This window comes from Rhodopseudomonas faecalis (assembly GCF_003217325.1).
GTDB classification, from domain to species: Bacteria; Pseudomonadota; Alphaproteobacteria; order Rhizobiales; family Xanthobacteraceae; genus Rhodopseudomonas; species Rhodopseudomonas faecalis.
In genome coordinates, this window is sequence record NZ_QJTI01000006.1 from 156,812 (window position 1) to 180,295 (window position 23,484).

Annotated in this window: 22 protein-coding genes, 1 tRNA gene, 1 pseudogene and 2 CRISPR repeat arrays; of the genes and pseudogenes, 10 read left to right on the top strand and 14 right to left on the bottom strand. The window is 63.9% G+C overall.

From position 1 onward, the window contains the following. Positions 1-13: 13 nt before the first annotated feature. Complete coding sequence (locus BJ122_RS07280) at positions 14-235, bottom strand: hypothetical protein (protein WP_110780433.1); 222 nt, start codon at positions 233-235, stop codon at positions 14-16. 320 nt (positions 236-555) lie between these two features. On the opposite strand from BJ122_RS07280, the gene BJ122_RS07285 reads away from it, so the two are divergent. Further along, complete coding sequence (locus tag BJ122_RS07285; RefSeq protein ID WP_110780434.1) at positions 556-819, top strand: hypothetical protein; 264 nt, start codon at positions 556-558, stop codon at positions 817-819. 133 nt (positions 820-952) lie between these two features. Beyond that, on the top strand, positions 953-1,156 hold the full coding sequence (locus tag BJ122_RS07290) for a hypothetical protein (RefSeq protein ID WP_110780435.1): 204 nt from the start codon (positions 953-955) through the stop codon (positions 1,154-1,156). A gap of 297 nt (positions 1,157-1,453) precedes the next feature. On the opposite strand, the gene rocF is transcribed toward BJ122_RS07290, so the two are convergent. The 4 genes from rocF to BJ122_RS07310 form a co-directional block, all read right to left on the bottom strand. Then, positions 1,454-2,413, bottom strand: coding sequence for an arginase (gene rocF, locus BJ122_RS07295; RefSeq protein WP_430694763.1), 960 nt, complete (start codon positions 2,411-2,413; stop codon positions 1,454-1,456). A gap of 215 nt (positions 2,414-2,628) precedes the next feature. Then, complete coding sequence (locus BJ122_RS07300) at positions 2,629-3,039, bottom strand: hypothetical protein (protein WP_110780437.1); 411 nt, start codon at positions 3,037-3,039, stop codon at positions 2,629-2,631. A gap of 61 nt (positions 3,040-3,100) precedes the next feature. Further along, a complete protein-coding gene (locus BJ122_RS07305; protein ID WP_110780467.1) occupies positions 3,101-3,436 on the bottom strand; it encodes a hypothetical protein in 336 nt (111 codons plus the stop codon). Positions 3,437-3,655: 219 nt separating this feature from the next. Then, a complete protein-coding gene (locus BJ122_RS07310) occupies positions 3,656-4,462 on the bottom strand; it encodes an FkbM family methyltransferase (RefSeq protein ID WP_181418894.1) in 807 nt (268 codons plus the stop codon). Positions 4,463-4,875: 413 nt separating this feature from the next. Between BJ122_RS07310 and BJ122_RS07315 the strand changes: the two genes are divergently transcribed. Next, a tRNA-Ser gene (locus tag BJ122_RS07315) sits at positions 4,876-4,965 on the top strand. A 218-nt stretch (positions 4,966-5,183) separates the two neighbouring features. Beyond that, a CRISPR array of direct repeats spans positions 5,184-5,579; the repeat unit is 29 nt; unit sequence CGGTTCATCCCCGCGCGTGCGGGGAACAC. Between the two features lie 90 nt (positions 5,580-5,669). Further along, a CRISPR array of direct repeats spans positions 5,670-7,223; the repeat unit is 29 nt; unit sequence CGGTTCATCCCCGCGCGTGCGGGGAACAC. Positions 7,224-7,314: 91 nt separating this feature from the next. Here the strand turns inward: BJ122_RS07315 and cas2e are convergent. The 9 genes and pseudogenes from cas2e to BJ122_RS07360 form a co-directional block, all read right to left on the bottom strand. Continuing rightward, positions 7,315-7,614 (bottom strand): type I-E CRISPR-associated endoribonuclease Cas2e, encoded by a 300-nt coding sequence (gene cas2e, locus BJ122_RS07320; protein ID WP_110780439.1) that lies wholly within the window; start codon positions 7,612-7,614, stop codon positions 7,315-7,317. Then, positions 7,595-8,560 carry a type I-E CRISPR-associated endonuclease Cas1e gene (cas1e, locus tag BJ122_RS07325; protein ID WP_110780440.1) on the bottom strand — a complete coding sequence of 322 codons (966 nt, stop codon included), beginning with the start codon at positions 8,558-8,560 and terminating at the stop codon, positions 7,595-7,597. The genes cas2e and cas1e overlap by 20 nt, the downstream gene beginning before the upstream one ends. A gap of 3 nt (positions 8,561-8,563) precedes the next feature. Continuing rightward, the gene (cas6e, locus tag BJ122_RS07330) at positions 8,564-9,337 is read right to left on the bottom strand and encodes a type I-E CRISPR-associated protein Cas6/Cse3/CasE (protein WP_110780441.1); all 774 of its coding nucleotides are present in this window, start codon (positions 9,335-9,337) and stop codon (positions 8,564-8,566) included. Continuing rightward, on the bottom strand, positions 9,334-10,134 hold the full coding sequence (cas5e, locus tag BJ122_RS07335) for a type I-E CRISPR-associated protein Cas5/CasD (protein ID WP_110780442.1): 801 nt from the start codon (positions 10,132-10,134) through the stop codon (positions 9,334-9,336). Before cas5e ends, cas6e begins: the two co-directional genes overlap by 4 nt. Before the next feature lie 3 nt (positions 10,135-10,137). Beyond that, complete coding sequence (gene cas7e / locus BJ122_RS07340; protein WP_110780443.1) at positions 10,138-11,238, bottom strand: type I-E CRISPR-associated protein Cas7/Cse4/CasC; 1,101 nt, start codon at positions 11,236-11,238, stop codon at positions 10,138-10,140. A 10-nt stretch (positions 11,239-11,248) separates the two neighbouring features. Next, positions 11,249-11,848 carry a type I-E CRISPR-associated protein Cse2/CasB gene (casB, locus tag BJ122_RS07345; RefSeq protein ID WP_110780444.1) on the bottom strand — a complete coding sequence of 200 codons (600 nt, stop codon included), beginning with the start codon at positions 11,846-11,848 and terminating at the stop codon, positions 11,249-11,251. Next, positions 11,845-13,515: a type I-E CRISPR-associated protein Cse1/CasA gene (gene casA, locus BJ122_RS07350; RefSeq protein ID WP_110780445.1), complete on the bottom strand. Its 1,671-nt coding sequence runs from the start codon at positions 13,513-13,515 to the stop codon at positions 11,845-11,847. Before casA ends, casB begins: the two co-directional genes overlap by 4 nt. Positions 13,516-13,958: 443 nt before the next feature. Beyond that, positions 13,959-16,607 (bottom strand): CRISPR-associated helicase Cas3', encoded by a 2,649-nt coding sequence (cas3, locus tag BJ122_RS07355; protein ID WP_110780446.1) that lies wholly within the window; start codon positions 16,605-16,607, stop codon positions 13,959-13,961. A gap of 63 nt (positions 16,608-16,670) precedes the next feature. Beyond that, a pseudogene (locus BJ122_RS07360) lies at positions 16,671-17,748 on the bottom strand (IS3 family transposase). A 776-nt stretch (positions 17,749-18,524) separates the two neighbouring features. Here BJ122_RS07360 and BJ122_RS18970 point away from each other — a divergent pair. The 7 genes from BJ122_RS18970 (at position 18,525) to BJ122_RS19215 (ending at position 23,295) form a co-directional block, all read left to right on the top strand. Beyond that, positions 18,525-18,767 carry a hypothetical protein gene (locus tag BJ122_RS18970; protein ID WP_146227164.1) on the top strand — a complete coding sequence of 81 codons (243 nt, stop codon included), beginning with the start codon at positions 18,525-18,527 and terminating at the stop codon, positions 18,765-18,767. A 23-nt stretch (positions 18,768-18,790) separates the two neighbouring features. Continuing rightward, a complete protein-coding gene (locus BJ122_RS19430; RefSeq protein WP_210205441.1) occupies positions 18,791-18,988 on the top strand; it encodes a hypothetical protein in 198 nt (65 codons plus the stop codon). A gap of 233 nt (positions 18,989-19,221) precedes the next feature. After that, the gene (locus BJ122_RS18975; RefSeq protein WP_146227165.1) at positions 19,222-19,548 is read left to right on the top strand and encodes a hypothetical protein; all 327 of its coding nucleotides are present in this window, start codon (positions 19,222-19,224) and stop codon (positions 19,546-19,548) included. 294 nt (positions 19,549-19,842) lie between these two features. Next, entirely contained in the window at positions 19,843-20,415 is a 573-nt protein-coding gene (locus BJ122_RS07370) for an RNA polymerase sigma factor (protein WP_110780448.1), read from the top strand. A 10-nt stretch (positions 20,416-20,425) separates the two neighbouring features. After that, a complete protein-coding gene (locus BJ122_RS07375; protein WP_110780449.1) occupies positions 20,426-21,193 on the top strand; it encodes a P-loop NTPase family protein in 768 nt (255 codons plus the stop codon). Positions 21,194-21,304: 111 nt separating this feature from the next. Continuing rightward, positions 21,305-21,712 carry a DUF6634 family protein gene (locus BJ122_RS07380; RefSeq protein ID WP_110780450.1) on the top strand — a complete coding sequence of 136 codons (408 nt, stop codon included), beginning with the start codon at positions 21,305-21,307 and terminating at the stop codon, positions 21,710-21,712. Further along, the gene (locus BJ122_RS19215; RefSeq protein WP_181418895.1) at positions 21,709-23,295 is read left to right on the top strand and encodes an AAA family ATPase; all 1,587 of its coding nucleotides are present in this window, start codon (positions 21,709-21,711) and stop codon (positions 23,293-23,295) included. The genes BJ122_RS07380 and BJ122_RS19215 overlap by 4 nt, the downstream gene beginning before the upstream one ends. Positions 23,296-23,484: the final 189 nt, after the last annotated feature.

Below are 23,484 nucleotides of genomic sequence, written 5' to 3' on the forward strand. Positions count from 1 at the left end.
ATCGGCGCGCCGTTCAACTCTCTTCCCAGTTTGGTCTTTCGCGCAATTCGAAGGTGCCGAGCTTGAAGATGCGCTGCTCGGAGTAGACCGATGGCTCGATCACCGTGAATACGGCATTGGGGTACTGCTGCCAGATTGCGATGTCGCTGGCGGTGACGGTGACGAAACCGAACCGGTAGCGGTATTCGCCGGGCTCGGTCGCCTTGCCGATTTCGCCCCAAGTAATCTTGTTCATCGCACTGTCAGTCCCACGATAGCGTTTTCGAGCGAATTGGCCGGTCGCTCGCTGAAAACGCGTCACACTACACTCGAGCGCTGCGGCTGGGCGGTCATTTGATCCGCGGGCTCTGATCTGCTCAGTCGTTGGCTGTCCCAACGCACCGCGCCACGCTCATACGCCATCGCCGCGGCAAATTCATCAGTGCGCCGTGGTTGTGGCGTTGTTGAGCCCGGGACCAGCCCTTGCAGATCGCGCGTCACAGGAACCAAACTGCCGTGAGCCGTTTGACTTCAGCGGGGCATTGATGACCTCGGCGGGGCCATTGAGGTGCGGACATGACAGACGCGCTGGTCGATGCCATTCGAATGTTACTGGCCATTGCCCTGCTGCTCAGCGGGAGCGTCGGACTGGGCTTCGCCGGCTGGCAGGCGCTGCGTTATCTGGTTGATGCCGGCCGAACGAGGCCGCGGCTGATCGCGCTGGCACGCCGCCCGACGCCGGGCCGCGAGCCGCTACCGCCACGCTCAGGGCTGGCCTGGCGCCATGGCCGCTTTGACCATGCCGACCACCCCACGCGGGACGATACCAGTGGCCAATGAAGCCTGATGTCGCTTGCAGTTACCGCCGTAATCGATAATTTGGATGGGGACAACTAACAGACCGGGCGCGGCGCAGCTTCCGCGCCTTGGCAGCGGGCGCTACGTTAACCATCTTCAGTATGGGTGGTGTGAGATGCGTACGGTTGACCCGGGCTTTGATATCGATCGTTACCGTAGGCTTTTGGCTGAGGCCAATGACGAAGCCAGCCGCCTCGCCCTGATTGACCTTTTGATCGAGGAAAACGCCCGCGACCGGCTCGAGGCCGCCGATGCCCATCGCCAGGCGATGCAGCAGGCCGAGGCGATCCGCCGCCTGATCGAACATCCGGGTTACTGAGGCGAGCGCTCCAGTCCAGGCGCTGCCCTGCCGGCTCAGAGCCGCCGTGGTCATTGCCGCGCCCGCTTCAGCGCGCCCTTTCGGATCGCCAGGGTCTTCTTGCTCAACGTGAATCTGATCGACGCGGGCTCTGATCCAAGCAGGCTCTGATCCAAGCAGGCCCTGATCCAAGCGGGCCCTGATCCAAGCGGGCTCTGATCCAAGCGCGCTCTGATCACCACTGGCTTCTCTTCACCACAGGCTTTCTCTTCACCGGGTCTCGTGACCGCGCATTCTGATCGCAGCGGCGGCTGTTCATCACCGCGGCTGCGGCGGCATCGCGCTTGGTGTGGCCCAGCCGGTAATCCGTTGCCCGAACAGGCTGCCGATCAGCTCGACCACGGTGCACGCGGTACGCCCCCGTTCATCGAGAAACGGGTTCAACTCGACGATATCAACCGAGCCGACCAGCCCGGAATCGTGCAGCAGCTCCATGACGAGATGGGCTTCGCGATAGGTCGCACCGCCCGGCACCATGGTGCCGACGCCCGGCGCGAGCTGCGGATCGAGGAAATCGACATCGAACGACACGTGCAGCACGCCGCCGCAGCTCTGCACCTGCTCGATGATCTGCCGGATCAGCACGCCGACCCCGAATTCGTCGATCTGCCGCATGTCGGCGATGTTGATGCGGCGTTGTTGCAGCAGCAACCGTTCCTGGCGATCGACCGAGCGCACCCCGAACAGATGGAGATGCTGCGGATCGAGCGGCATGCGCGGCTCGTCGCCCAGCAACTGGTCGAGCCCCGGTTCGCCGCACAGAAACGCCGCGGACATGCCGTGCATATTGCCGGTGACGGTGGTGCTGGGCGTGTTGTAATCGGCGTGGGCGTCGAGCCAGAGCAGGAACAGTTCCCGGCCCTGCTCCCGCCAGAAGCGCGCCATGCCGTTCACCGAGCCCATCGACAGCGTGTGATCGCCGCCGAGAAACAGCGGCAGCGCGCCGCTGCACGCCAATTGATAGGCGCGTGCGCTGACGGCGCGGGCCCAGCTTTGAATTTCGCGATATTGCCGCGCATTGCTGGGCGGGTTTTGCGCCAAATCGCTGTCGGGCGCGACCATCAGGTCGCCGTGGTCCTCGACCAGAAGGCCGAGCGACTCCAGCATCGGCACCAGGCCCGCGGTGCGCAGCGCCGCAGGCCCCATCAGCGTACCGCGCTGCGCGGCACCAACCTCTACCGGCACGCCGAGCAGCGCAACCCGCTCGGCACGTTTCAGTGCATTCACCACCGCCCTCATCAGCACCGCTCGCGGCCGACGATTTCAAACCGCGACGGGACTCGCTGTTCCGGCCAAGCTGTTCCGACCAGACTGGGCCGGGTTGGCCGATGCTGGCGGGGCGCTGTAACGGAATGCCTCCATCTCTGGCATTCCTGGCGTCCCGCCCGGCTGCCGGCACGGCCAAAGCCGCGCCGCCCGCCCACAGACCCGCTTTAGTTGAACTTGGCGCTGTCGGCCTGGTCGCGATCCTTGTCGCTGTCATAGATCTTGAACAGGAACCAACCGACCACCACGATCGTCGCCAAGAACACCACGCCCTGATGGGACGGCAGCATCAGCTTGACCGCCATCAGCACCAGCGCCGCCGCAAACGCCTTCACCAGCTTGTCCTGGTCGGTCAGCGTGCTTTGGAACTGCACCCAGTTGGAACGCTGCCACACCGGCGGCTGCAGCTTGTTGAGACCGAGGCGATCAAGCGCGCCTTTGAAACCGAGCTCTTCGGCCCAGAACAGATACAGCGCCACGGCCAGAACGATCAGGAACAGCAATGTCCCCTGCGGTCCGGCCGCGAATCCCATGATGAAGGCGACGGCGGCCGTAAATGCAGCGATCCAGTAGTTCATGTCACAAAACCTTTCCTCCCGATCACGGGAGCATTTCGGGCCCGGCGCAGCGCGGCGTGCGTTATTTTCGCGCGCAGAGCACGACGATGTTGCTGGTGTTCGAACCGCAGGTCGCGGTCAGCACGCCATTGTCCACACGGATTGTATCTGAAAACTTAGCGCCCGTGACCCCAATGCAGATCGCTGACACCAGCGCTTCGTCGGATTCACAGCGCATCGGACAGCCGTCCGAACTGCAGGATTGCGAGCTGATGGCACGGATCGGGCTGACCGGGGCGACTGGCGTTGCAGCGACGGCGGTCTCGATCACATGCATACCGTCATGACGGCCGGTGACCACCAACATCAGAAACACAGCCACAATAGAGGACAACAAGATCATCATTGAAGACCGCATCATTACCTCCATACCTGACGAGGCGCCAATCAGCCTCAGAATTGTTGGGTCAACTCCTTGCTCACACGACTCACAATACTTTGTGGAAAAGGTAGACCGGGCACCGCCATCCGTCGAGAGCACCTGCAACAACCCGATGCGGTCATCTGACACAGCGCCCTGCGCTAGGTTGGCTGGCATGGCGGCGAGCGTCGACGACGCGCGCGCAGCGGCGCGCGCCTATCGTTCGCGCAGCCAGATCACATCGAGCTGGCCGGTGATCGCCACCAGGTCACGCACCTTGATGGTTTGCAGCGTGCCATCGTCTTGCAGCCGATGCGGGGCGAACCCCGCGCTCAATAGCTGGCCGACCATATCGTCGACCGACAAGCCGCCACCTCTGCTGAGCTCAGGCGACACTTCGGTGATGATGGCGCTGGCGCGTTCGATCGCGCGGGGAGCACCAGCGATCACGCAGGGCTCAAAACCCTCGACGTCGATCTTGATCAGACTGATCGGGCGCTCCGCCAGATCGAGATCCTGCAGCACATCGTCCAACGTCACCACCGGCACCAGCGACGAGCCGAGGCCATAGGCGGCGATCATCGAGTGACGGCCGTTGTTGGACGCCTTGTAGCGATGCAGCCGCGCAACGCCGGGGCGTGCGCCGACCGCCTGCCGTTCGACAATGACGTTGTCGATCTGATTGGCCGTCAGATTGCGGTCGAGCAGCCAGCCATTGAAGGCATCGGGCTCGAATGCCACCACGGTCTGCACCGTGTCGATCTTGGCGGCGTGCACGCTGTGCCAGCCGATATTGGCACCGATATCCACCACGATGCCGGGGGGCGACTGTCGCAGATGAGCGGCGATCCAGGCGGTCAGCTCCGGCTCATGGGCGCCGTATTTCGCAAGATGCCTTCCGGTGACATCGCGGCACGACACGAAGAATTTCAGTCGTGAGCTTTGTGCCGAGGTTTGAAAAGCCGGCCGCCAGGGCACCGCCCAGGCCGCCAGGAACTTGATGGTTTGCAGAGGGCGCAACATCGTCAGGTCTGGGATTGCCAGTGATCGGGATCGGTCGTGCGGCTGCAGCGCAGGCCCGCTGCCACCATCACCAGCTTCGGTCGCGTTCCGGCAATGTACAAGCCCCCTTATACCAACGGCTCCTGCTATTGACTCGTCATGCCCGCTTGTCGCGGGCATCCACGTCTTGGAAGCGCTGCAAGATCAAAGACGTGGATGGCCGGGACCGAGCCCGGCCATGACATGCGGATGGATTGGTATCAATTTCCGTTGGTATTAAGCCGCGGCGGGCGCGGCTGGGCACGCGGCTCTATGCCAGCTTGCCCTGGCAAATCGCGGCGAACGCGCGATAACGCCGGCGCGAGCCCCCGATTGATGGCCAACAGGGCTTCCGTGCCGCCGCGGGGTCTGATAAGTGCCTGATCCGTCGAGCAGGAAGGGTGGCCGAGTGGTTTAAGGCACCGGTCTTGAAAACCGGCGTGCCCGCAAGGGTACCGTGGGTTCGAATCCCACCCCTTCCGCCACAAACCCTTGATTGTATTTTGCAAAATCTGTTGACGGGCAAACGCGCGTTTTGCAACCATAGGGCGAAAGTGGGGTTCAACCTGCAACAATGCTGCAACAACTTTTTCTGTTGCAGACCGTCCCTCGGCACCGACTTCGCAGCGATGCGCCGCTTGCTCTGGAATCCCCGCGCGTGCGGGGAACACTCAGACACGTCGGCGCGCGAGATGTTCGCGCCCGGTTCATCCCCGCGCGTGCGGGGAACACTTGGCGCCGAGCCCCGCCGCGGCGTTGGCCTGCGGTTCATCCCCGCGCGTGCGGGGAACACGCCCGCCGCGCCAGCTCCGCAAGCATCAGCGACGGTTCATCCCCGCGCGTGCGGGGAACACATCGGCCCCGGCCCGACCTGCATTTCCTGCGGCGGTTCATCCCCGCGCGTGCGGGGAACACTGATCGGTGTCCTCCAGCATCCATGGGGTGATCGGTTCATCCCCGCGCGTGCGGGGAACACCCGGCCGCCGCCGTTGCCGCCGCCGTGGTGGTCGGTTCATCCCCGCGCGTGCGGGGAACACACACCATCAGCGCCGGAGGCATCATTGATGAGCGGTTCATCCCCGCGCGTGCGGGGAACACGAGTTCTTGTTGGCCGCGGTCGCCGCAGACCACGGTTCATCCGCGCGTGCGGGGAACACTTGGAGACAACCGCGCGCTGATGGCTGAATGGCGGTTCATCCCCGCGCGTGCGGGGAACACGGGCAGAGCGGCGCTGATGCGGCGACGGCAGCCGGTTCATCCCCGCGCGTGCGGGGAACACGCGGCGAAAAAATCGCCGATATCCGCAAGTGGCGGTTCATCCCCGCGCGTGCGGGGAACACCGCCAGACCCGCGCCACTTCGGCCTTAACCGCCGGTTCATCCCCGCGCGTGCGGGGAACACGCGAGCCGCATTTCGGGCAACGAATAGTAATGCGGTTCATCCCCGCGCGTGCGGGGAACACCCATCAAGCGCCAGGATGTAAGCGGCGGTTGTCGGTTCATCCCCGCGCGTGCGGGGAACACATCAGGATTTTCATAGCGAGGACATCGCTGCGCGGTTCATCCCCGCGCGTGCGGGGAACACATTTCTCGGAAAGTCGCGGCGCGGACGTAGTCCGGTTCATCCCCGCGCGTGCGGGGAACACCCATTTCGACATCTGACGGGACGATGCTGAGCCGGTTCATCCCCGCGCGTGCGGGGAACACTCTTCGTCAACCTCGATCGCGTGCTCTTTCGTCGGTTCATCCCCGCGCGTGCGGGGAACACCAGATCGCGCCGCTTCGGATTGTCGTTGATGCCGGTTCATCCCCGCGCGTGCGGGGAACACACGCTGTAGGATGGTGATGCTACCGGCTCGGCCGGTTCATCCCCGCGCGTGCGGGGAACACCCAAAGAGCCGAAACGCCTCGGCGTGCCAGTCCGGTTCATCCCCGCGCGTGCGGGGAACACGGCAACGCGATGACCTCCCTCAGCTCCATCACCGGTTCATCCCCGCGCGTGCGGGGAACACTTGACGTGTGGGTCGATCTGATTGTTCCTGTTCGGTTCATCCCCGCGCGTGCGGGGAACACCCATCGGCGCCATAGGCATCGAATGCGTACAGCGGTTCATCCCCGCGCGTGCGGGGAACACGTCTTTCTTGGCGATCAGGCTGCACTCATGGCTGGTTCATCCCCGCGCGTGCGGGGAACACTCCTCCAGAGCTGCGTTGTAGCTCACAAAGAACGGTTCATCCCCGCGCGTGCGGGGAACACTAGGCCGAACATCGCGTTGTTGAGGCGGATACCGGTTCATCCCCGCGCGTGCGGGGAACACCTCCTCAGCGCCGCGGACCGGGTCAGCAAAGGCGGTTCATCCCCGCGCGTGCGGGGAACACAAACGACCAGCAATTGAACGATCGCCAGTCCCAGGTTCATCCCCGCGCGTGCGGGGAACACCGTTCGTGGCGTGGTCCCGATTGACCAACGGGCGGTTCATCCCCGCGCGTGCGGGGAACACCACGGCAGCCAGCCTGTTTTGTAGACCTTCGGCGGTTCATCCCCGCGCGTGCGGGGAACACAAGGTAGGCCGGTTTCAAAGGAGCGCGTCAGATGGTTCATCCCCGCGCGTGCGGGGAACACTGGGTGAGGATGGCGAAGAAGGCATATTGCCGCGGTTCATCCCCGCGCGTGCGGGGAACACGCCGGCGGCTCCGAGGCCAAACTGGCCAAGGCCGGTTCATCCCCGCGCGTGCGGGGAACACTCTTCGCAGAAAGCATTGATTCTGCGTCGTTTTACAATGTCAAACAGCGCACCGGCGTTTTCGGTTTGTTCCAGGTGACGGGGCCGCGCCGTCAGATCGTTGACCGGCCTGTTGCAGGCGGACGAAACTGTACCAGCTTAAAACCGTCGAAATCGACCGGCTTCCGCCTGTTCGCTCCGACCGTATCGAAATCGAAGCCGGCGTCGGTCGGTGCGCTCCAGGCAATCACCGCATTGCCATCGCCGATCGCCTCTTTGACCAGGGTCCAGATGCGCTCGCGGGTGCGGCGGGAAAACTCGCCGACATAGACGCCGGCGCGGATTTCGAGCAGCCAGACCGCGAGCCGCCCACGCAGCCGGTCCGGTGCATTCTCAACCACGATGACCAGCATCGCCGGAAGGCTCCCCATCGCTAAAGGCCGGCGGCATCGCTTCCTCCGGCGACTCGGGCGGCACGAGGCCGCCTTCGGACAATACCTCCTCGATGGACGGGATGATCCGGCTCAGAAGATCGGTGCGACGAAAGGCATCGCGGCAGGCCCGACGGACCTGGCTCTCGACCGGTCCGTCGAGGCGTCCCTTCGCGGCCTTGGCGGCGATCTCAAAGGCAACCGGCACCACGGTCTCGAACTTGAAGAGATCGGCGATGTCGTAAACGAAGGACAACGGCTTCCCGGTGTGCAGAAAGCCGATGGCCGGCGCATAGCCGGCCGCGAGCACGGCGGCCTCCGCCAGGCCGTGCAGGCACGAGGTGGCCGCCGACAGGCATTTGTTCGGCAGATCCGAGGCGTCCCAGTCCTGAGGATTATAGTTCCGGCGGCGCCAATCGACGCCGTGCCTGCGGGCCAGCAGCGCATAGGTTTCCCGCACCCGCACGCCTTCGATGCCGCGCAGCTGATCGACCGAGCGACGCTCCGGTGCTGCTTCGCCAAAGCGCCGTGCATACATGGCGCGCACCACTTTTAGGCGGGCGTCGTCGTCGAGGGCAAGGCGCGCCTGATAGAGCAGACGGTCCGAGCGCGCGCCGCCGGGCTGGCCCGACGCGTAGAGCCGCACGCCGGCTTCACCGACCCATACCAGCAGAGTCCCGGCCCGCGCCGCGAGCGCCACAGCGGCATGGCTCACGCGCGTGCCGGGCTCCAGCATCACGCAAGCAAATGCGCCAACCGGGATGTGCGTGCGTACGCCATTGACGTCGAGCGCCACAAACGCGCCATCAAGGACATCGAGTTGCGCGCGTTCAACGAAGATGATCGAGGAACGCTCCTTGAGCGGCAACGGACGCGGTGGCTCCAGGCCAGGCAGCGACGTTCTGGGGCGCGCCGGCTCGCTCGCCATCGCTCAAATCCTGCGGATCAGCATCAGCCCGCAGCCATAGGCTTTGGCCCGGCCAAAACCTTTTGTCAGCGCGGCGACAAACAGATCGGGATCGGTGACCGTCAAGACGCCGGCAAAGTCGATCAAACCGAGCCGCCCCACGACACGCTTGCCGGGCACGGCCGCCGATTGGAAGCCGGTCGCGGCCAACGCCAGTGGCTCCTCGTCCACATCGCAAGGGGCACGCTCGAAGCCGGGCGGCGCGTCGTCTCCCGCATCGCGATCCGGATCGTATCGCTCCACGATCCGGAACCCGGCGGCAAGCCCCTGGCGGCCGAGCCAGCGCCGCGCAGCCCCCTCGATCGCGCGCGCCTTTTCCAGCTTCGAGGCCTGCTGGGGCAGACGCAACACTGCCATTGTCATGACGTCATAGCGGCCCTTGACGCCGGTCTTCGGATGCTCGGCCTGCACGGTCGGGTTGGCGTGCAGCTCAAAAGCCAGCCTGTCACCGGGCTCGAGTTCGGGCGCGAAGGGCTTGGTTTCGATTTCGAACAGGCGCGCATCGGCGCACGGTGCCCGCGCCGAGAGGATCAGAAAGGTCGGCCGGCCTCCCGGCCGCGTGGTCTCGCGAAACAAGAAATCACGGGTGGCATCCGCATCACCAGCGAACAGCGACCAGATCAGATGATGCGATGCCTCACGCCGTCGGTCACCGTCATCCGGCAGCAGGACCCGTTGCAGGGTGACGACGTCCGGATCACGCCGCAGCCGTGCGCGCGTCAGAAACAGGCCGGTCATGGCGCCCGGTCTCCCGCTTCCGCCGGCCGCCCGACAAGTTCGACGCGCGGCGCGAACTGCCAGCGCGATCGATCGGCAATGGCGTCGCGCCGTGTTTCGCGGCGGGACGCCGAGAAGCCGAGCACCGCCTCAAGACCGAGATCGGCGGCAATCGGCGCCGCCGACGGGTTCAAGCTGTGGCGACCTGTACGATCTGATCGGAACAGCGCTCGTAGCGCGGCCCGATCGGGCGAGCCATCCTCACCGTCGTCGTAGGCTGTAAAGGCGCCGATGACGGTGTCGGCCTCGATCACACGCGGCGCTGGCGGCAGCCCGAGCGGGCACGATCGTCGGCCGGCCGACAGCCGCCAGTGCGGTCGCTCCAGCGCGCCTGCAAGCTCGGAAAGCGGCACCGGGGCGACAGGTCGTGCCACGATCAGCACCGTGAACGCGGCATCGGTGAGATAGTCGCGGCGGGTCAGCTTGGTGCCGAGATCACCGACCGCGAGCTCTTCGGCGCGGGTGGCAGGTCGCCGGCCGGTTTGCTTGGCAGCCTTGTTGATCGCGCTGGATGGCGGCACCTGCACCGTATGGTAATCGGCGAGCACGCGCCCCGCCCGATCGGTCCGCACCGCAATGTCGTAGCCATCAGCGAACGGCCGTTGGCGCGGATCGGCGCGTTCCAGCCCCAACGCCGCGGCGAGCAGCCCTAGTACCGCCGAACGGGTCGGCCGCGGAGCTGTACCGCGCCGCTCGTCGACGGCGATCTCGCCGAATGCCATCATGGGCGCGGCGAGCGTGAAGACCAAGGCCTGCATGGCTCACGGCTCCCCCGAGAACCGCACGATGTCGGCGAGCGCCGTCGTCGCCTGATCGACAGACCCGACCCCATCCATTTCCAGGGCGCGCACGCCTTCGTCGCCATAGGCGCGCACGAACTTTTCGCGGGTGTCACGCAGCGCCTTGATAGACGCGCCCAGATAATCGTTGACGCCATGCTCGGCGCCGATCGGCTTGACGAAGGCTGCCGCTAGCGTGCGCGGCGCGGCGTCGCCTTTCTCCGCGAGCAGAAACGAGGTGCGCGCATAGCTCGCGTAGCTTGCGCGTTTGCCGGACGGGCCGACCTTGGCGGCGGCCTCGACCAGCGCCTCGATCGCCGTCCGGGTCAGCACGGCATCGCCTCCGAGATTGCGCGCCAGCAGATCGCGGTCGACACAGATGTACAGATAGAACACACCAGCGCCGAACCCGGCTTCGCCGACGAAACCAGCGCCAGCATCTTCGGACGGGCGCTTCAGATCGTCGACGGCCGTGTAAAAGTCGTCTTCGACGACCACGCGATGGGTGGTGAAGGCGTGCGCCACTGCGACGGCAGCTTCGCGATTGAAGTCGGGCGAGTCGGCTAGCATCCGCCCAAACATGGCGATATCGGCTGCGGTGTCAGTCTTGCGCAGCAGTGCGAGCGCGAGCGACTTCTTGTCGGCCGCGTCTTTCGTCTTCGCTACCCGTGCCTCGGCGAATGCCAACGCAGCGGCACGTTCTTCAGGCGACACAAAGGCGAGCTGTTCGGTGTAGGTCGGATTGTCGTCCTTCTCACCTTTCACCTTCCCGAAGGCGCTGGCGATCTCGCGGGCGACGGCGCGCGCTTCATCGGGCGGCGCGTCCTTGGCAAGCAGATGAGCTTCGATCTCGGCGCCGAGCCGCTGCGTCCGTGCGCCGCGATGGTCGCCTAGCTTTTCGGCGAACACATCGGACGTGCGCCAAGCGCGCTTGAGCGCCTGCGACGATACGCGCAGGCGTGGCTCGCCACCGATCACTGCACTCTTCGGACGTCCGGTGTCGTCCCGGTTCAGATTGGCGGGCGGATAGAAGGTCAGCAGATGTAGTTGCAGGAACCGGGCAGATACGTCGGTCGTGGTCATGGAATGGACCTCAGGCAGATAGAGCGGGATCGAGTGAATTGTCGGCGACGTCGGCATCCGTGGCCGTATCGTGCGACGGCGCTGCAATGCCGGCGCCGAAGTAATCGAAGGCAAAGCTGCGGCGGGTCTCCGGCCGATGCCACCCCAGCACAACGCGCTTGATGTCCTCGACATTGGCCTTGCCGCCGAGCAGATCGACGGCACGCCGGAGCTGGCGGGCGAGGTCCGCATCATCGCTGGCGCTCATCAGGCGCTTGAACCGCAGCACCGAGAGCGCCGGCTTGTTGTCGGCATCAGGCTTCTGCGGATCGGCCGGCAATTTCGAGAATCCGATCTGACGAGCAAAGGGTGTGGCACGGCCGGTGTCTTCCCGCACCGCGGCGAGCACGGTGGCGAGCGCGGCGATGCGGGACAGGTCGCGCGGCGTGCGCCGACCCAGACGGCGAAACAGCCGCACTGTCGCTTCATCGATCATGGCGGCATCGAGATCGGCGCGTTTCAGCCGAGCGCGGCCCGCCCGGTCTCGCGTGTCGAGATCGCGCCACCAGTCCTGGGCTGCCGTCGTCTGCGGTGCTGCATTCGTTTCGAGCGTCGCTGTCTGGTCGCTCATGATGAGATCTCCTCGGTGGCATTGCGCCGGCCCTTGCGTGGCTTCGGTTCGGACGGAGCCTCGACCGCAAGGCCGAGCGCCTTGAACAGCGCAGCACCGTCCTTGCCCTGCCCTTTCAGCATCAGCGTCAGAAACAGCCGCGCGCGCACCGCGCGGGCCAGTGTGCGGGTGTCGAGATCGGAGAGCTGCACCGACTCGTCAAACAGCCGCGTTGCCGCTGGCCGCAATACGCGATCGAGAAAGCCGCGTGCGAGCGGCTCGGCGAAATCCGGCAGGTTCGGATCGGCCTCGAGCCGCCCCGCTGCGGCATCGACCACGCCGAAAAAGGCGTCTTGAGTCTCCGCAAACAGCCGTTCTCGCAACGCGGCGCGCGGGGTAGCATCGGCTTTGTCGATACCAAGGGCATCGCCGACGAAAGCCGCCGTCCGAGACCCGGCGAATTCTGCGGCCGAAACGAGCTGGCGCGCGAAACCGTCGAGACGCTCGGCAGCCGCAATGGCAAATAGCGGCATTTCTGCTTCGACGAAGCCGCGAGCTTTCATGTTGTCCATATCAAAGCCGCAGGCGAGTAGCCGCGCGTTGCGTGACTGACGCACCAGCGCCAGCCGGGCCCGGCCTTTCGCCACACAGGCCGCACTCCGCCGCAGGGGCGAGGCCTCGCCGACGACCAGATCGACCCAATGGCGATAGGTGATGCCGTCTGGCTGCGGATGCACGAACAACCAGCCCGGATCGCTCTCCTTCTGCCGGTACATGGGCGACAAAGGATGGCCGACGGCCGCGTAGCTCACGCCCCACGGACGGGTTCGATAGCTCTCGACCATCACGGCGTCGGCCGCGCCGGTGAGCGCACAAACCTCTCCCTCCACGGCCGGTCTGAAGTCGAGCCGGATGCGCCGCGGCATACCCCAGAAACATTGGCGACCATCCCGATCGATGTAGGTCGGGGTGGTCGGCGGCTTCTTGTCCTCCGAGGTCCGCGTGGGAGCGAGCCAGGGAAAGACGAGATGCAAGTCGTCACCAGCGGAGGCCTCGTAGGACGGCACGTTGAGCCACAGCAGGTGCCACAGCGAGGACGTTCCGGCCGGCAGCGCCAGTGTGGTGAGCGGCCCACCACCACGCAGCGACGTACGGTGACCGGCCCCGCCTGACGGCGCCTGAGACTGCATGGTGAACAGTGCGATCGCTGCCGTGGCACGAGCCAGCGCGGGCACCCGGCCGCGTTTGGTGAACAGATCGAGATTGTCGTCGGCGGTTTTCTGGCCCGGACTATCGATCAGCAGGCCGGCAACTCCTTGCGAAGCTGCGGCGATATCGTCGTGGTCCTGCAGAAACCGCGGCCCATCACCATCGAGCACGAAGGCGCGCGCCAAGGGGGCGAACGTCGCGGCGAGTCGCTCGGGTGATGGCGGTACGCGCCAATGATCGAGCCAGTCGCGGTCGTCCTGTGGTGGACACGCCGTTGCGAGCAGCCCGATCATGAACTCGCGACTGGCTGCATCGAAATCGGGCCGCTGCCAGTCGAAAGCAACCACCGGTTCGACCGCAATCCGATCGGTGAGATCACATGGACGGATGCGATCGCGACGCACGACGCCAGTCGACAGATCACGACGGAGGACGGGAAGCCAAGGCTGGTCGAGAAGCGAGAAGACGGCGTTCGACATATCAGTCAACGTAAATGAGCGGCGGCGCATTTGAAGGTCGCGCCGAATTGTGCGAGGATGCGATCATCAGCGGCCGCGTGCAGGCGGCCGCTGATGATGTGTCAAACTAATAAGATGCGCGCTATTCGCACGTTGCGCCCCCTCTCAGTTTGGAACTGGCTGACAACCAAAGCTCGACCAGTCCGCTGGCAGATACAGCTAGGGCGCGGGATCGTCTCTGATCCCGCGCCCTATGTGTATTAGGAACGACCACTCCAGTCAACAGCTGGGCAACTACGATTTGCTATCTTAATCCCCACTCAAGTGGGGAGCTACCAATGACTCGGCGCCAACTGCGCTTCGCTATCGGATCATTCCCTCGAAGGAGGGACGTAAACTTATGCCGGACGTTCTCCTTTAAATCAACCCATTGAATCAGTTGATTAGTTCGGCTTGCACAACCATCATGGTTGCACCACCAGCCCGGATCTAGGGTCGTAGCTCGCCGTCACGATCCGCCCCCGACCGTCGATCAGAGACACGCCGCAGTCTTCCGCCAGCGGCAGAACCACCGCGTTGTCGTGCCGGCCTCGCCAAATGGCTTCGAGCCTCGTTGCCGCATCCTCGGCCGGAGAGCCCGGCGCCCGGCCGGCCACGCGGGTGGTGCGTATCGAAAGTTCAGACAGGCGCCAGGCGCGGTGCTCGTCAGGATCGTCGATCCAGGGCCGCAGCGCCTGTCCGTCCCAGCGCGCCAAGCGGAACGTCGTCGTCGGCTCGGTGAGCCGCGTCGGGATGTCGAGGTCGTCCTGCCAGACATGAGCACTGCCGCGCCGGTAGCCGTCTCGGAATCTCAGGACGTTCTGTCGTGCATGTCCGGCGGCGGCGGCGGCCTTGCCGGTCGCCTCCTGGCTGCAGGGCGTCAGCCCCTTCGGAATCCGCGATTGGGCGTCCGGTCCGTAGACGCCGTCGACCAGTGGCCGAAGATCGCCCGGCACTGACAAAGCGCCGCGCTCGAACAGCCCGCGCGCCGACAGCCACAGCAGTGCATGGTCGCGATAGACCCACTGCGCTTTCGGAAACATGGCCCCGACCCAATCGGACGACGGATCGTCGACCGGCGCCGGTGAGACAACCTCGAGAACCGGCCCCTCGGCCACCCTGGGCCGGCCGTTATGCCGCCAAAGCCGCCCGGCCCGCTGGATCATCAGGTCGATCGGCGCGAGATCAGTGAGCATCGCGTCGAAATCAATGTCGAGCGACTGCTCCACCACTTGCGTCGCCACTAGCACCCGCCCCTGCCGCTCGGCCGGCGTGCTGGTGCGGCCGAAGCGGCCAACCACCTGCCGCTCGATTTCCAAACGATCGCCGAGCGCGAAGCGGGCGTGGAACAGTTGCGCGGCGATCCCGCGCCGCTGCAATGCTGCGACCGTCTCAATCGCGTCGTCCACGGTGTTGCGGATGTAAACGACCGCGGCGCCGGCCGTGGCGTGCTCGATGACACGCTCGAGCGCCGGCTCGGGGCCATCGATGCGTCGCACCGCGATGGTGCGGGCAAGATCAGAACGCAACGCAACGGGCGTTTCCTTAACGGTAGCGCCGACGACTGTGGCGAGCGGGTAGTCGCGGCGCACAAGGGGCGGTGGCGGCACGCGCTCGGTGCCTGCGAGACCGAAAGCAAAGCGTTCCGCGAGCTTCGACTTGATCGACCCCGGCAGGGTCGCCGACAGGACGATGGTCGAGCCGCCGAGCGCCGCCTGAAACTCGATCAGGGTCGCCAGCTCCTGCTGCATGTAGGCGTCGTAGGCGTGCGCCTCATCGATGACCAGGATGCGGCGCGACAAGCCGAGCTGGCGCATCAGTGCGTGAGTGGCCGGCAGCACCGCCATCAGCGCCTGGTCGACGGTGCCGACGCCGATGTCGGCAAAGAACGCGCGTCGCCGATCTTCGGCGATCCACCGCGCGCACTGAGCGCTGGCGGTCTCGTCAACCGGATCGCCCCCATAGCCGCGATCCTCGCGGCTTCCGATGTCGAGAGCCCTGCGAAAACCCGGATGCAGGCTCGCGGCCGAATGAGCGAGCGCCAGACTCGGCGTCAGCGGCCCGGCGAACAGCCGTTGGTACATCGCCTCCAGGCGAGTAAACAGCGCGTTCGCCGTGGCCATGGTCGGCAGCGCCACGAACACCCCAGCGCCGCGGCCGGCCCGCATCAGCCGATGAGCGAGTACCAGCGCGGCCTCGGTCTTGCCGGACCCCATCGCGTCTTCGATGACATAGAGGCCAGCACCTTCGGCGAGGTCGACGGTCTCGGCCCAAGTCTGGGCCGCCGTGGCCGGGTAAGGCGATTCCGTCAGCGCCGCGAACCCGCCAGCGGAAGAAGGCTCTGCGGCTACTAGGCCGCTCTCAAGGATTGCCCGGCGAGCCGCCGGTCGGGCGATCTCGGCTAGATATGCGGCGAGCGGCCGATCAGGTGCAGCGTAAGCAAACCAACGGGTGTTCGAGCCGAGCCAGTCCGCCAGCGCCACCAGCCCGGCGAGCCGCCAGGAGAGAGCGTGCTCGGCGCCGCGCCGCAGCCGTGGCAGCGCCGTGGCCCCGAACAACGCCGGCACAACCTCCATAAACGCACGGGCTGCGGCGCGGCCTTCCGGACGGAAGGCCGCAACCAAATCGCAACCGGTGTCGCGCAGCCGCCCGTGATGAAAGAAGATCGGATCGAGCACTGCGCTGGCGTCGATCGGATCCGTGAACAACCCGTCCAGCATGGCGCGAAAAGATCCATCCGCATCGTACAGCAGCGCGCCACCGAGATCGTGCCGGTACGGCCCCGGCTTCGCCTCGATCGCGAATTCCGCTGGAAGATGGTCGGGGACTTTCGCCTGGAACGCCCAGGCGAACTTGCCGATATCATGCAGCGCGACCAGCGCGGCGAGCGTGCGGGCGATGTTCGAACGGTTGTCCGGCGGCGCTTCGAAGGCGCCCAGCAGTTCGCAGGCCGTGCCTGGCCATGCCTCAAGCAGTGCCTCGAATGCCGCCGCCACGTCGAGCGCGTGCCAAACCAACGGGTGGGTTGGCGGGGTGCAATCGTCCGCCGGAGATGCCTTGCCCCAGAACGCCATCACTGAGGTGGTCCCGGTTGTCTGAACAGATCTTCCGCGTCGATAAGTGGAGCCTCTGCCGGTTTAGCCTGCCATGCGGATCGGCAGCGGATTGAAGTAGGCCTGATCGGGCGTCTGACCGTCAAGGCTCGAATGTGGCCTTCTGCCATTGTAAAAGTCCAGATACCGGCCGATCGATTGTCGCGCTTCGCCGACGCTGTCGTAGGCCCGCAGATACACCTCCTCGTATTTGACGCTGCGCCACAGCCGCTCGACGAACACGTTGTCCCGCCAGGCGCCCTTGCCGTCCATGCTGATGGCGATGCCCTGGTCGGTGTTGAAGATGTCCGGCTTGCCGTGACGCGCCAGGGCGTCCTGCAACGTCTCGACGCAGAACGCCCCCTCCATCGTGATCGACAGCCGCCACGACAGCACCCGGCGGGTGGCCCGGTCCAGCACCACGGCGAGATAGACGAAGCCACGCGCCATCGGAATGTAGGTGATGTCCATCGCCCAGACCTGGTTCGGCCTTGTGATCTGCATGCCGCGCAGCAGATACGGGTAGATCTTGTGGCCCGGCTCGGGCCTCTGGTGGTGCGCAGACGCCGATACAGCGCCTCGATCCCCATCTTCTGCATCAGCGTCTTCACATGCCGACGGCCGATCTTGCACCCCTCGGCAGCCAGCAGGCCGCGCAACATCCGCGACCCCGCGAATGGAAACTCCAGATGCAGTTGATCCAGGCGCCGCATGATGGCGAGATCGGCGGTCGATACTGGACGCGGCAGGTAATAGACGCTGCCGCGGCTGATCTGCAAAACCTCCGCCTGCTTTGTGATCGACAGTTCGTGCTCACGGTCGATCACCGCTTTGCGCTCAGCAATCCCGCCTTGGTGAGCGCGCCTTCTAAAAAATGATTCTCCAGCGTCAGTTCTCCGATCTTGACATGCAGCGATTTGACGTCGACGGCCGGTGCCGTCCCCCCGGTCCGAACACCCCTGAGGCGGCCGCCTCAAGCTGCGCCTTCCACGTCGTGATCTGGTTCGGGTGAACATCGAAATGCTCCGCCAGTTGAACCAGCGTCCGATCACCCTTGATTGGCGGCCAACGCCACCTTGGCCTTGAAAGCCGGTGTGTGGTTCCGGCGCGGTCGTCTCGTCATAGTCTCTCCTGGTCGCGGCGATTATCGCCGCTGTCAGGCAGAAACTCCACTTAGCTCCCTGTGCAGATTTCCGTGACCGGCTCTAACAACTCGTCTCCTACAGATTGTACGTCGTGAGCAACTCGAAAGCAGTTGCGCAATTCTGATTCAGACTTCGAAACAAACGTTTCGAATCTCAGAACTTCGGTTGCGACGTTCAATGGACGCGATTCGAACTTCAAGATTTCCGATTCAAGGCTCAAAAACGGCGTTACACCGTCAAACGCCATGTGAGGTACCAATACTAACTACCCGGTGATGGCCATCCCTTGATGGCTAAGCGTTCACTCGCCGTCAGGATGATCAGTTGCACATCTGAATTAGACTGGACTTTGGCGCCCCCGAACCGGCACGGAAAACGTAAGAGTAGTTGCCTGCATGCTACAACAGTTGCGATATTCCGATTCAGATCTCGAGATTTCCGATTCAAAGCCCAAGGTACGCGATTCAAATTTCTACGCTTCCGATTCAGGGCCAGACTTAGCGTTGTAGATCTTAACGACGTTGATCGACCACCGCGCTCAAAGCCGGAAGCATGAAGGGAGCACCGGCATTACAGTCATCTCGGCACAGCTTCCGCAGCTGCACATCAACTGCGTCTTCGACAACCTGATAACCGTTGCAAGCACGCCGTTTGCTGTCCCCGGCAACGTGAAAGCAGTTGCGCATTCTTGATTCAAAGTTCCAGATCGCCGATTCAAAAGTCGAAACTACCGTTGCGGCGCTCAAGATCCCCGTTGCAGATCTCGACATTTCCGATTCAAGCTTCAAGAAAGGCGATTCAACATTCTAGGCTTTCGATTCACGAGCCAGAGTTAGCGTTGCAGATTCAACGGCGTTTATCGACCGCCGCGCTCAAAGCCTTGAGCAACGCGAATGAAGGGAGCTCCGGCATTGCAGCCATCTCGGCACTGCTGCCGCAGCCGCACATCGACTTGCGTCTTCGACAACCTGAAAACCGTCGCAAGCACACCGTTTGAAGTCCGCAGCAACGCGAACGCAGTTGCGCATTTTTGATTCAAAGTTCCAGATTGCCGATTCAAAACTCGAAATTGGCGTTGCGATGTTCAAGATTCGCGTTGCAGATCTCGATATTTCCGATTCATGTGCCGATGTTCGCGACATTTGCGGCCGCGATGAAGGGCTCCTTGCAAGACCTGCTCCGGTTGGTCTGTCTCGAGATACATCGCCGGACCGGTGAGCTTGACGACGACCATTGAGCGATCGCCGTCAAAATGCTCGTCGTGTTCAATTCCATCATGGTGGCGACCGCTGATCGCCGCGTTTCGATCATCTAGCTTGCACTCGTCCGCAGACGATAGTCGACCGGCGCAGTTTGTCACTTGCAACGCCCTGCGCCAGACTGGAAAGGCAGGCAAGTGTGCCCGTGGAGGCGGCAGCGCTACTGGCACGACAGACGGAGAGGAATCCAAGATGAGAAATTCAAATAGAAGACGTCTCAATCATCAGGCAGACTATCAGAGAGCTTATCGACGCCAGCAGAAGGCGTCACGCAAGCCCTCACGTGACGATGTTGCGCGCCTGGCGTTATATCTGGTGATTAGTGACGGGCTGAAGGATGGCCAGGAACGCGCGTTCGCCAATTGGTGCGAAACGGTGACGACCGGCTTGGTCGAACAAGGTTTCGATCGAGATGCCACACGGCACCGGCTCGATCAGCTCATTGAGCGCTATGCCGAGGGCTGGGACTTCCAGCTCAAACGACACTTGACGCCATACCCCATTGGGCAATCTCAATGAGCATGTATTCCCCCCATTACATCGTCAAACGCCGTTGACATGTGAATCGCCCAAAACTCTCTGCAGACCCAAGCAAGCAGCTAACCTCGTCACGCTGTTACTTGGCCGTTCACAATCCGATCGACGCCTTATCAGCCGGCACCACCTATTTGCAGGCGGCCGAGCATTCCGGAGACGCGCCAAGATTGTTGACCCGAACTGGAGGACAGAACCCATGTCCACAAAATAGGAAAAAGATCCTTGACATGAACAGGGATCCTGCCAGGTTGGCCTCGTCACTGAGAGGATCAACCGATGTCCTACAAGCTTGCGAACGAATTCATCGACCGCATCATCGCGCTGCGACCCGCATTGCTCCGGCACGCGGCATTTCTGATCAACAAGCGGACCGACATCGGATCGCCGGAGGATTTTGTTCAGGATACGCTGCTCAGCGCCTTCCAGCACGGCGATCGCTTCGAGGATGAAAGCTTGTCGGGATGGTTGACTGCGATCCTGCGCAATCACATTGCCAATGCGCGTCGACGAACCAACAGGCGCAATTTGGTGCTCTCGCCTCCGGACACTACCCGCGGCGACGATGCGGAGATGAACGTCTTTCCTGTCCCCGCCACGCAGGAACACGCGCTCGAGCTCGAAGACGTGATGGCCGCGCTGAGCACGCTGTCGGCCGTCGATCAGGATATCATCTGGCTTGCCAGGGTCGACGGCCTGTCGCCCGAGGACATCGGAGCGCGTTTCGGCTTGGCCGCCGGCAGCGTCTACTCGCGCCTTTCGCGTGCAACGACCAAGCTCCGCGCAGCGTATGAAGCAGCCCCCGCCGCAGTCATGAAGTGCGCGAGCGCTCCTCATCGTCACGCCGCTTGAGAATGAAGTGATGGCGTTGCGAATTCACCTCGTTGCTGGCTTCAACGGCGGCTCGGGCCGCAGCTTGACGGCGGCGCTGCTGGCCTACGGCCTCCATCTTCACGGTCGCCGAACGTTGCTGGTGCGGCAGAACTACCCCGGCTCCGTCTCGGCGATCGACCCCGTCGGAGCGACCCTGCCATTGCCCTGCACTAGGTTATTGCTGCCGGCCCCCTATGAACTGCCGGCTGATCTTGCTGCTGGGCTAGCGATGACGATTCACGATACCGATGGACGGTTCATGATTGCCCTGACGAACCATGCGACGGCTGAAATCGGCGCGGACGGCGACGTCGTGGTAGACCTCTGCTGCCACGAACGTGCCTGCAATGCTGCGACCATCCGCAACGCCGCTGTGATCCTGGTGCCGGCGCGGGCATCGGTGCCAGAAATCGATTGGGCCGTGCGCGGCTTCAGCCACATTCGCGACATCCAGCGTTGCAGCGACACCGCGGTCCCAGTGCTGCTGGCGACCATTTCTCCGGACGATGAGCGTGTCCGTCAGGTGGCATTGCTGGGTGCAATGCTGCGCGATTGCGATCCAGAGCGCGATCTTATGCCGGGTGAGCCGGCGGAAGTCATGGTTCAGGTCCCATTTCTCGATGGAGCCCGTCTGACTTCGCTCCTGATTGGACGTCCTATCTGGCGGGATCCGCAACTGATCGAGCGCTGCCGCGCCTTTGCAGCTGCAGTGGCCAATCGGGCCGACGCGGTCCCGCTGGTCCTACCCCAGCGATAAGTCTCGCGCGACCACGGACGGCACATTGTCCGCCTTGAGGCGCGCCCTTGCCGCCGTCGCCCCGCATCAGCGCCCATTCCCTGTATTCCCTCACAGTCCCACGAGCCCCCAATGCTGACCAGCGTCTTCCCGTTTCTCGACCCCGGAATGATCACCCACGAGTTCTCTGAGCGCCTGAATTCATTGGCCAGGGATTGCGCCTTGCTTGAGCACGACACCTCGTTCGTAGAAGCCAGATTGCGGACGGCGCCAACTCTGGATCTCTATGTCCCTCTGCTGACGCCCCTTGGCCTGCATCTCGTCGGCCAAGTGACGCACCATCCGCTGCTCGGATCGCGCAAGATCATCACCTCGCAGCTCTGGTTTGCCGATCCGGAGGGCCGCTGGGCCCGCACTCTGTCGCGGTTCTATCGTTTGGCGCGACCTGCCGATCCTGAAGGTCGGGAGCACATCGCGACATCATCCTTGTTTACCTTCGATGATCGCGATTTGGATGGCTGGCCGGGAGAGTACGATTGATCGGCAACGATGAGGACGGTGACGTTCCGTCGTCTCCCGATGCCGTCGATCCGGACGCCATTGTGGACGGTGCCGCGGCGGATTCAGCCGATAGTGACCATGAGCGCCTGCAAGGGCTGCCGAGGCTGCTGCGCTACGCATTGCTGGCCAAGGACAACGTCGACGACACCGTCGCGCACCGTCTGGTCGCTGAGATCGATGAGCTTTGCCCGAACCTACCCCAGAACGCCGACTGGGCGGCCGCGCAAAGTTCCGAGACCGGCTTTGCCCTCGCCGCCAAACTCGATCGTCTGGCGGTGGTCCGTGACGTACCGGCACTGCGCAACCTCAGTGACTGCGTTCGGCTGCTGACTCTGACGTTGCCTTGCGCCCCACAGCGTTTCGGGGTGTATCGGCGCGTGGCGCGGGCCATGATCCTGGCTTTCCGCCAGATCGAGGCGAACCTCGCCGAGGAGCGCTGCGCCGAGCTCGAGCGAATCGTCTACGGCTTTGCGGCATTGCCGGCGGCAATCGGGGCAAACGACAGCGCTTGCTCGTGGCCGGCTATTTCCAATGCCGCGCATCTGGGCGAGCAATCGGCGCGTCACCGGATCCGGGCAGCTGTCGCAAGAACCGCCCAGAGCGTCCGGCGTCAAGTCGAACGGCAAACGCAGGCCGCCACACCAAAGGATACCACCTCGATTGAAGCCACCGCTGCGGACCAGCCAGAGAGCGACGCCGTCGCGCCCAATCGCGTTATCGTAGTTCGGATCGACCAGAAGGAGCTCAAGAACCTGAAGTTCGTTGAGCCGTTCAAACATGTAATCAACAGCGCCCTGCCGCTTGTCGAGACGCCCGCTCTCGACCGGGTCCGCACCAACTTGATCGCCGAGTTTCCCTATGCAGTCGATGTCGTGGATTTCGTGCTCACCGACTTGATCAGCCGTCCCACCGTCCGGCTGCGGCCACTACTGCTGGTCGGAGAGCCCGGCGGCGGAAAATCACGTTTCGCACGCAGACTAGGCGAACAGCTCGGCGTCGCCATCTGGCGGACCGACGCATCTCAATCCGATGGCAACGTATTCGCCGGCACTGAGCGTCGGTGGAATTCCACCGAGCCCTGCCATCCCCTGCTCGCGATTGCCCGCGGACGGATTGCGAACCCGATCGTACTAATTGACGAGATCGAAAAAGCCGGCACGCGCAGCGACAACGGAAGGCTTTGGGACTGCCTGCTCGGTCTGCTGGAGCCCGAAACCAGCGCCCGCTATCCCGATCCAGCCCTGCAAACTCCCCTCGATCTCAGCCACGTCAGCTACGTCGCCACGGCGAACACGCTAGATCCATTGCCCTCGCCCCTGCTCGACCGCTTCCGGATCGTCGCGTTCCCGAAGCCGACCCTGGGCGATCTGGATGTCCTTTTGCCAGGTTTGATCGAAGCCATAGCCGCGGACCGCGGCGTCGACGGACGCTGGATTGCTCCGCTAAATGCCCATGAACGCGCCGCAATTACCGCTGCCTGGCGCGGCGGATCGATCCGCCGTCTGCGCCGCGTCCTCGAGGCCATTATCCAGGCTCGCGATCGCACCGCGCCGAGACATTGATGGGCAGTCGCCAGGACAGCCAATCACGGCTCATACGTCCCATGATGGTGGTGTGAAGCGCGTCGCCTGTTTGGACTTATTGTGCGCAAGAGCAGTAAGCGCTGTTCTCAGGCCACGTGCCTGAGGTCTTGCGTGGCGGGATAGGCCCAGGGCAGCAGGTCGTCGATCTGACCGTTCGGGTGGCCGTTG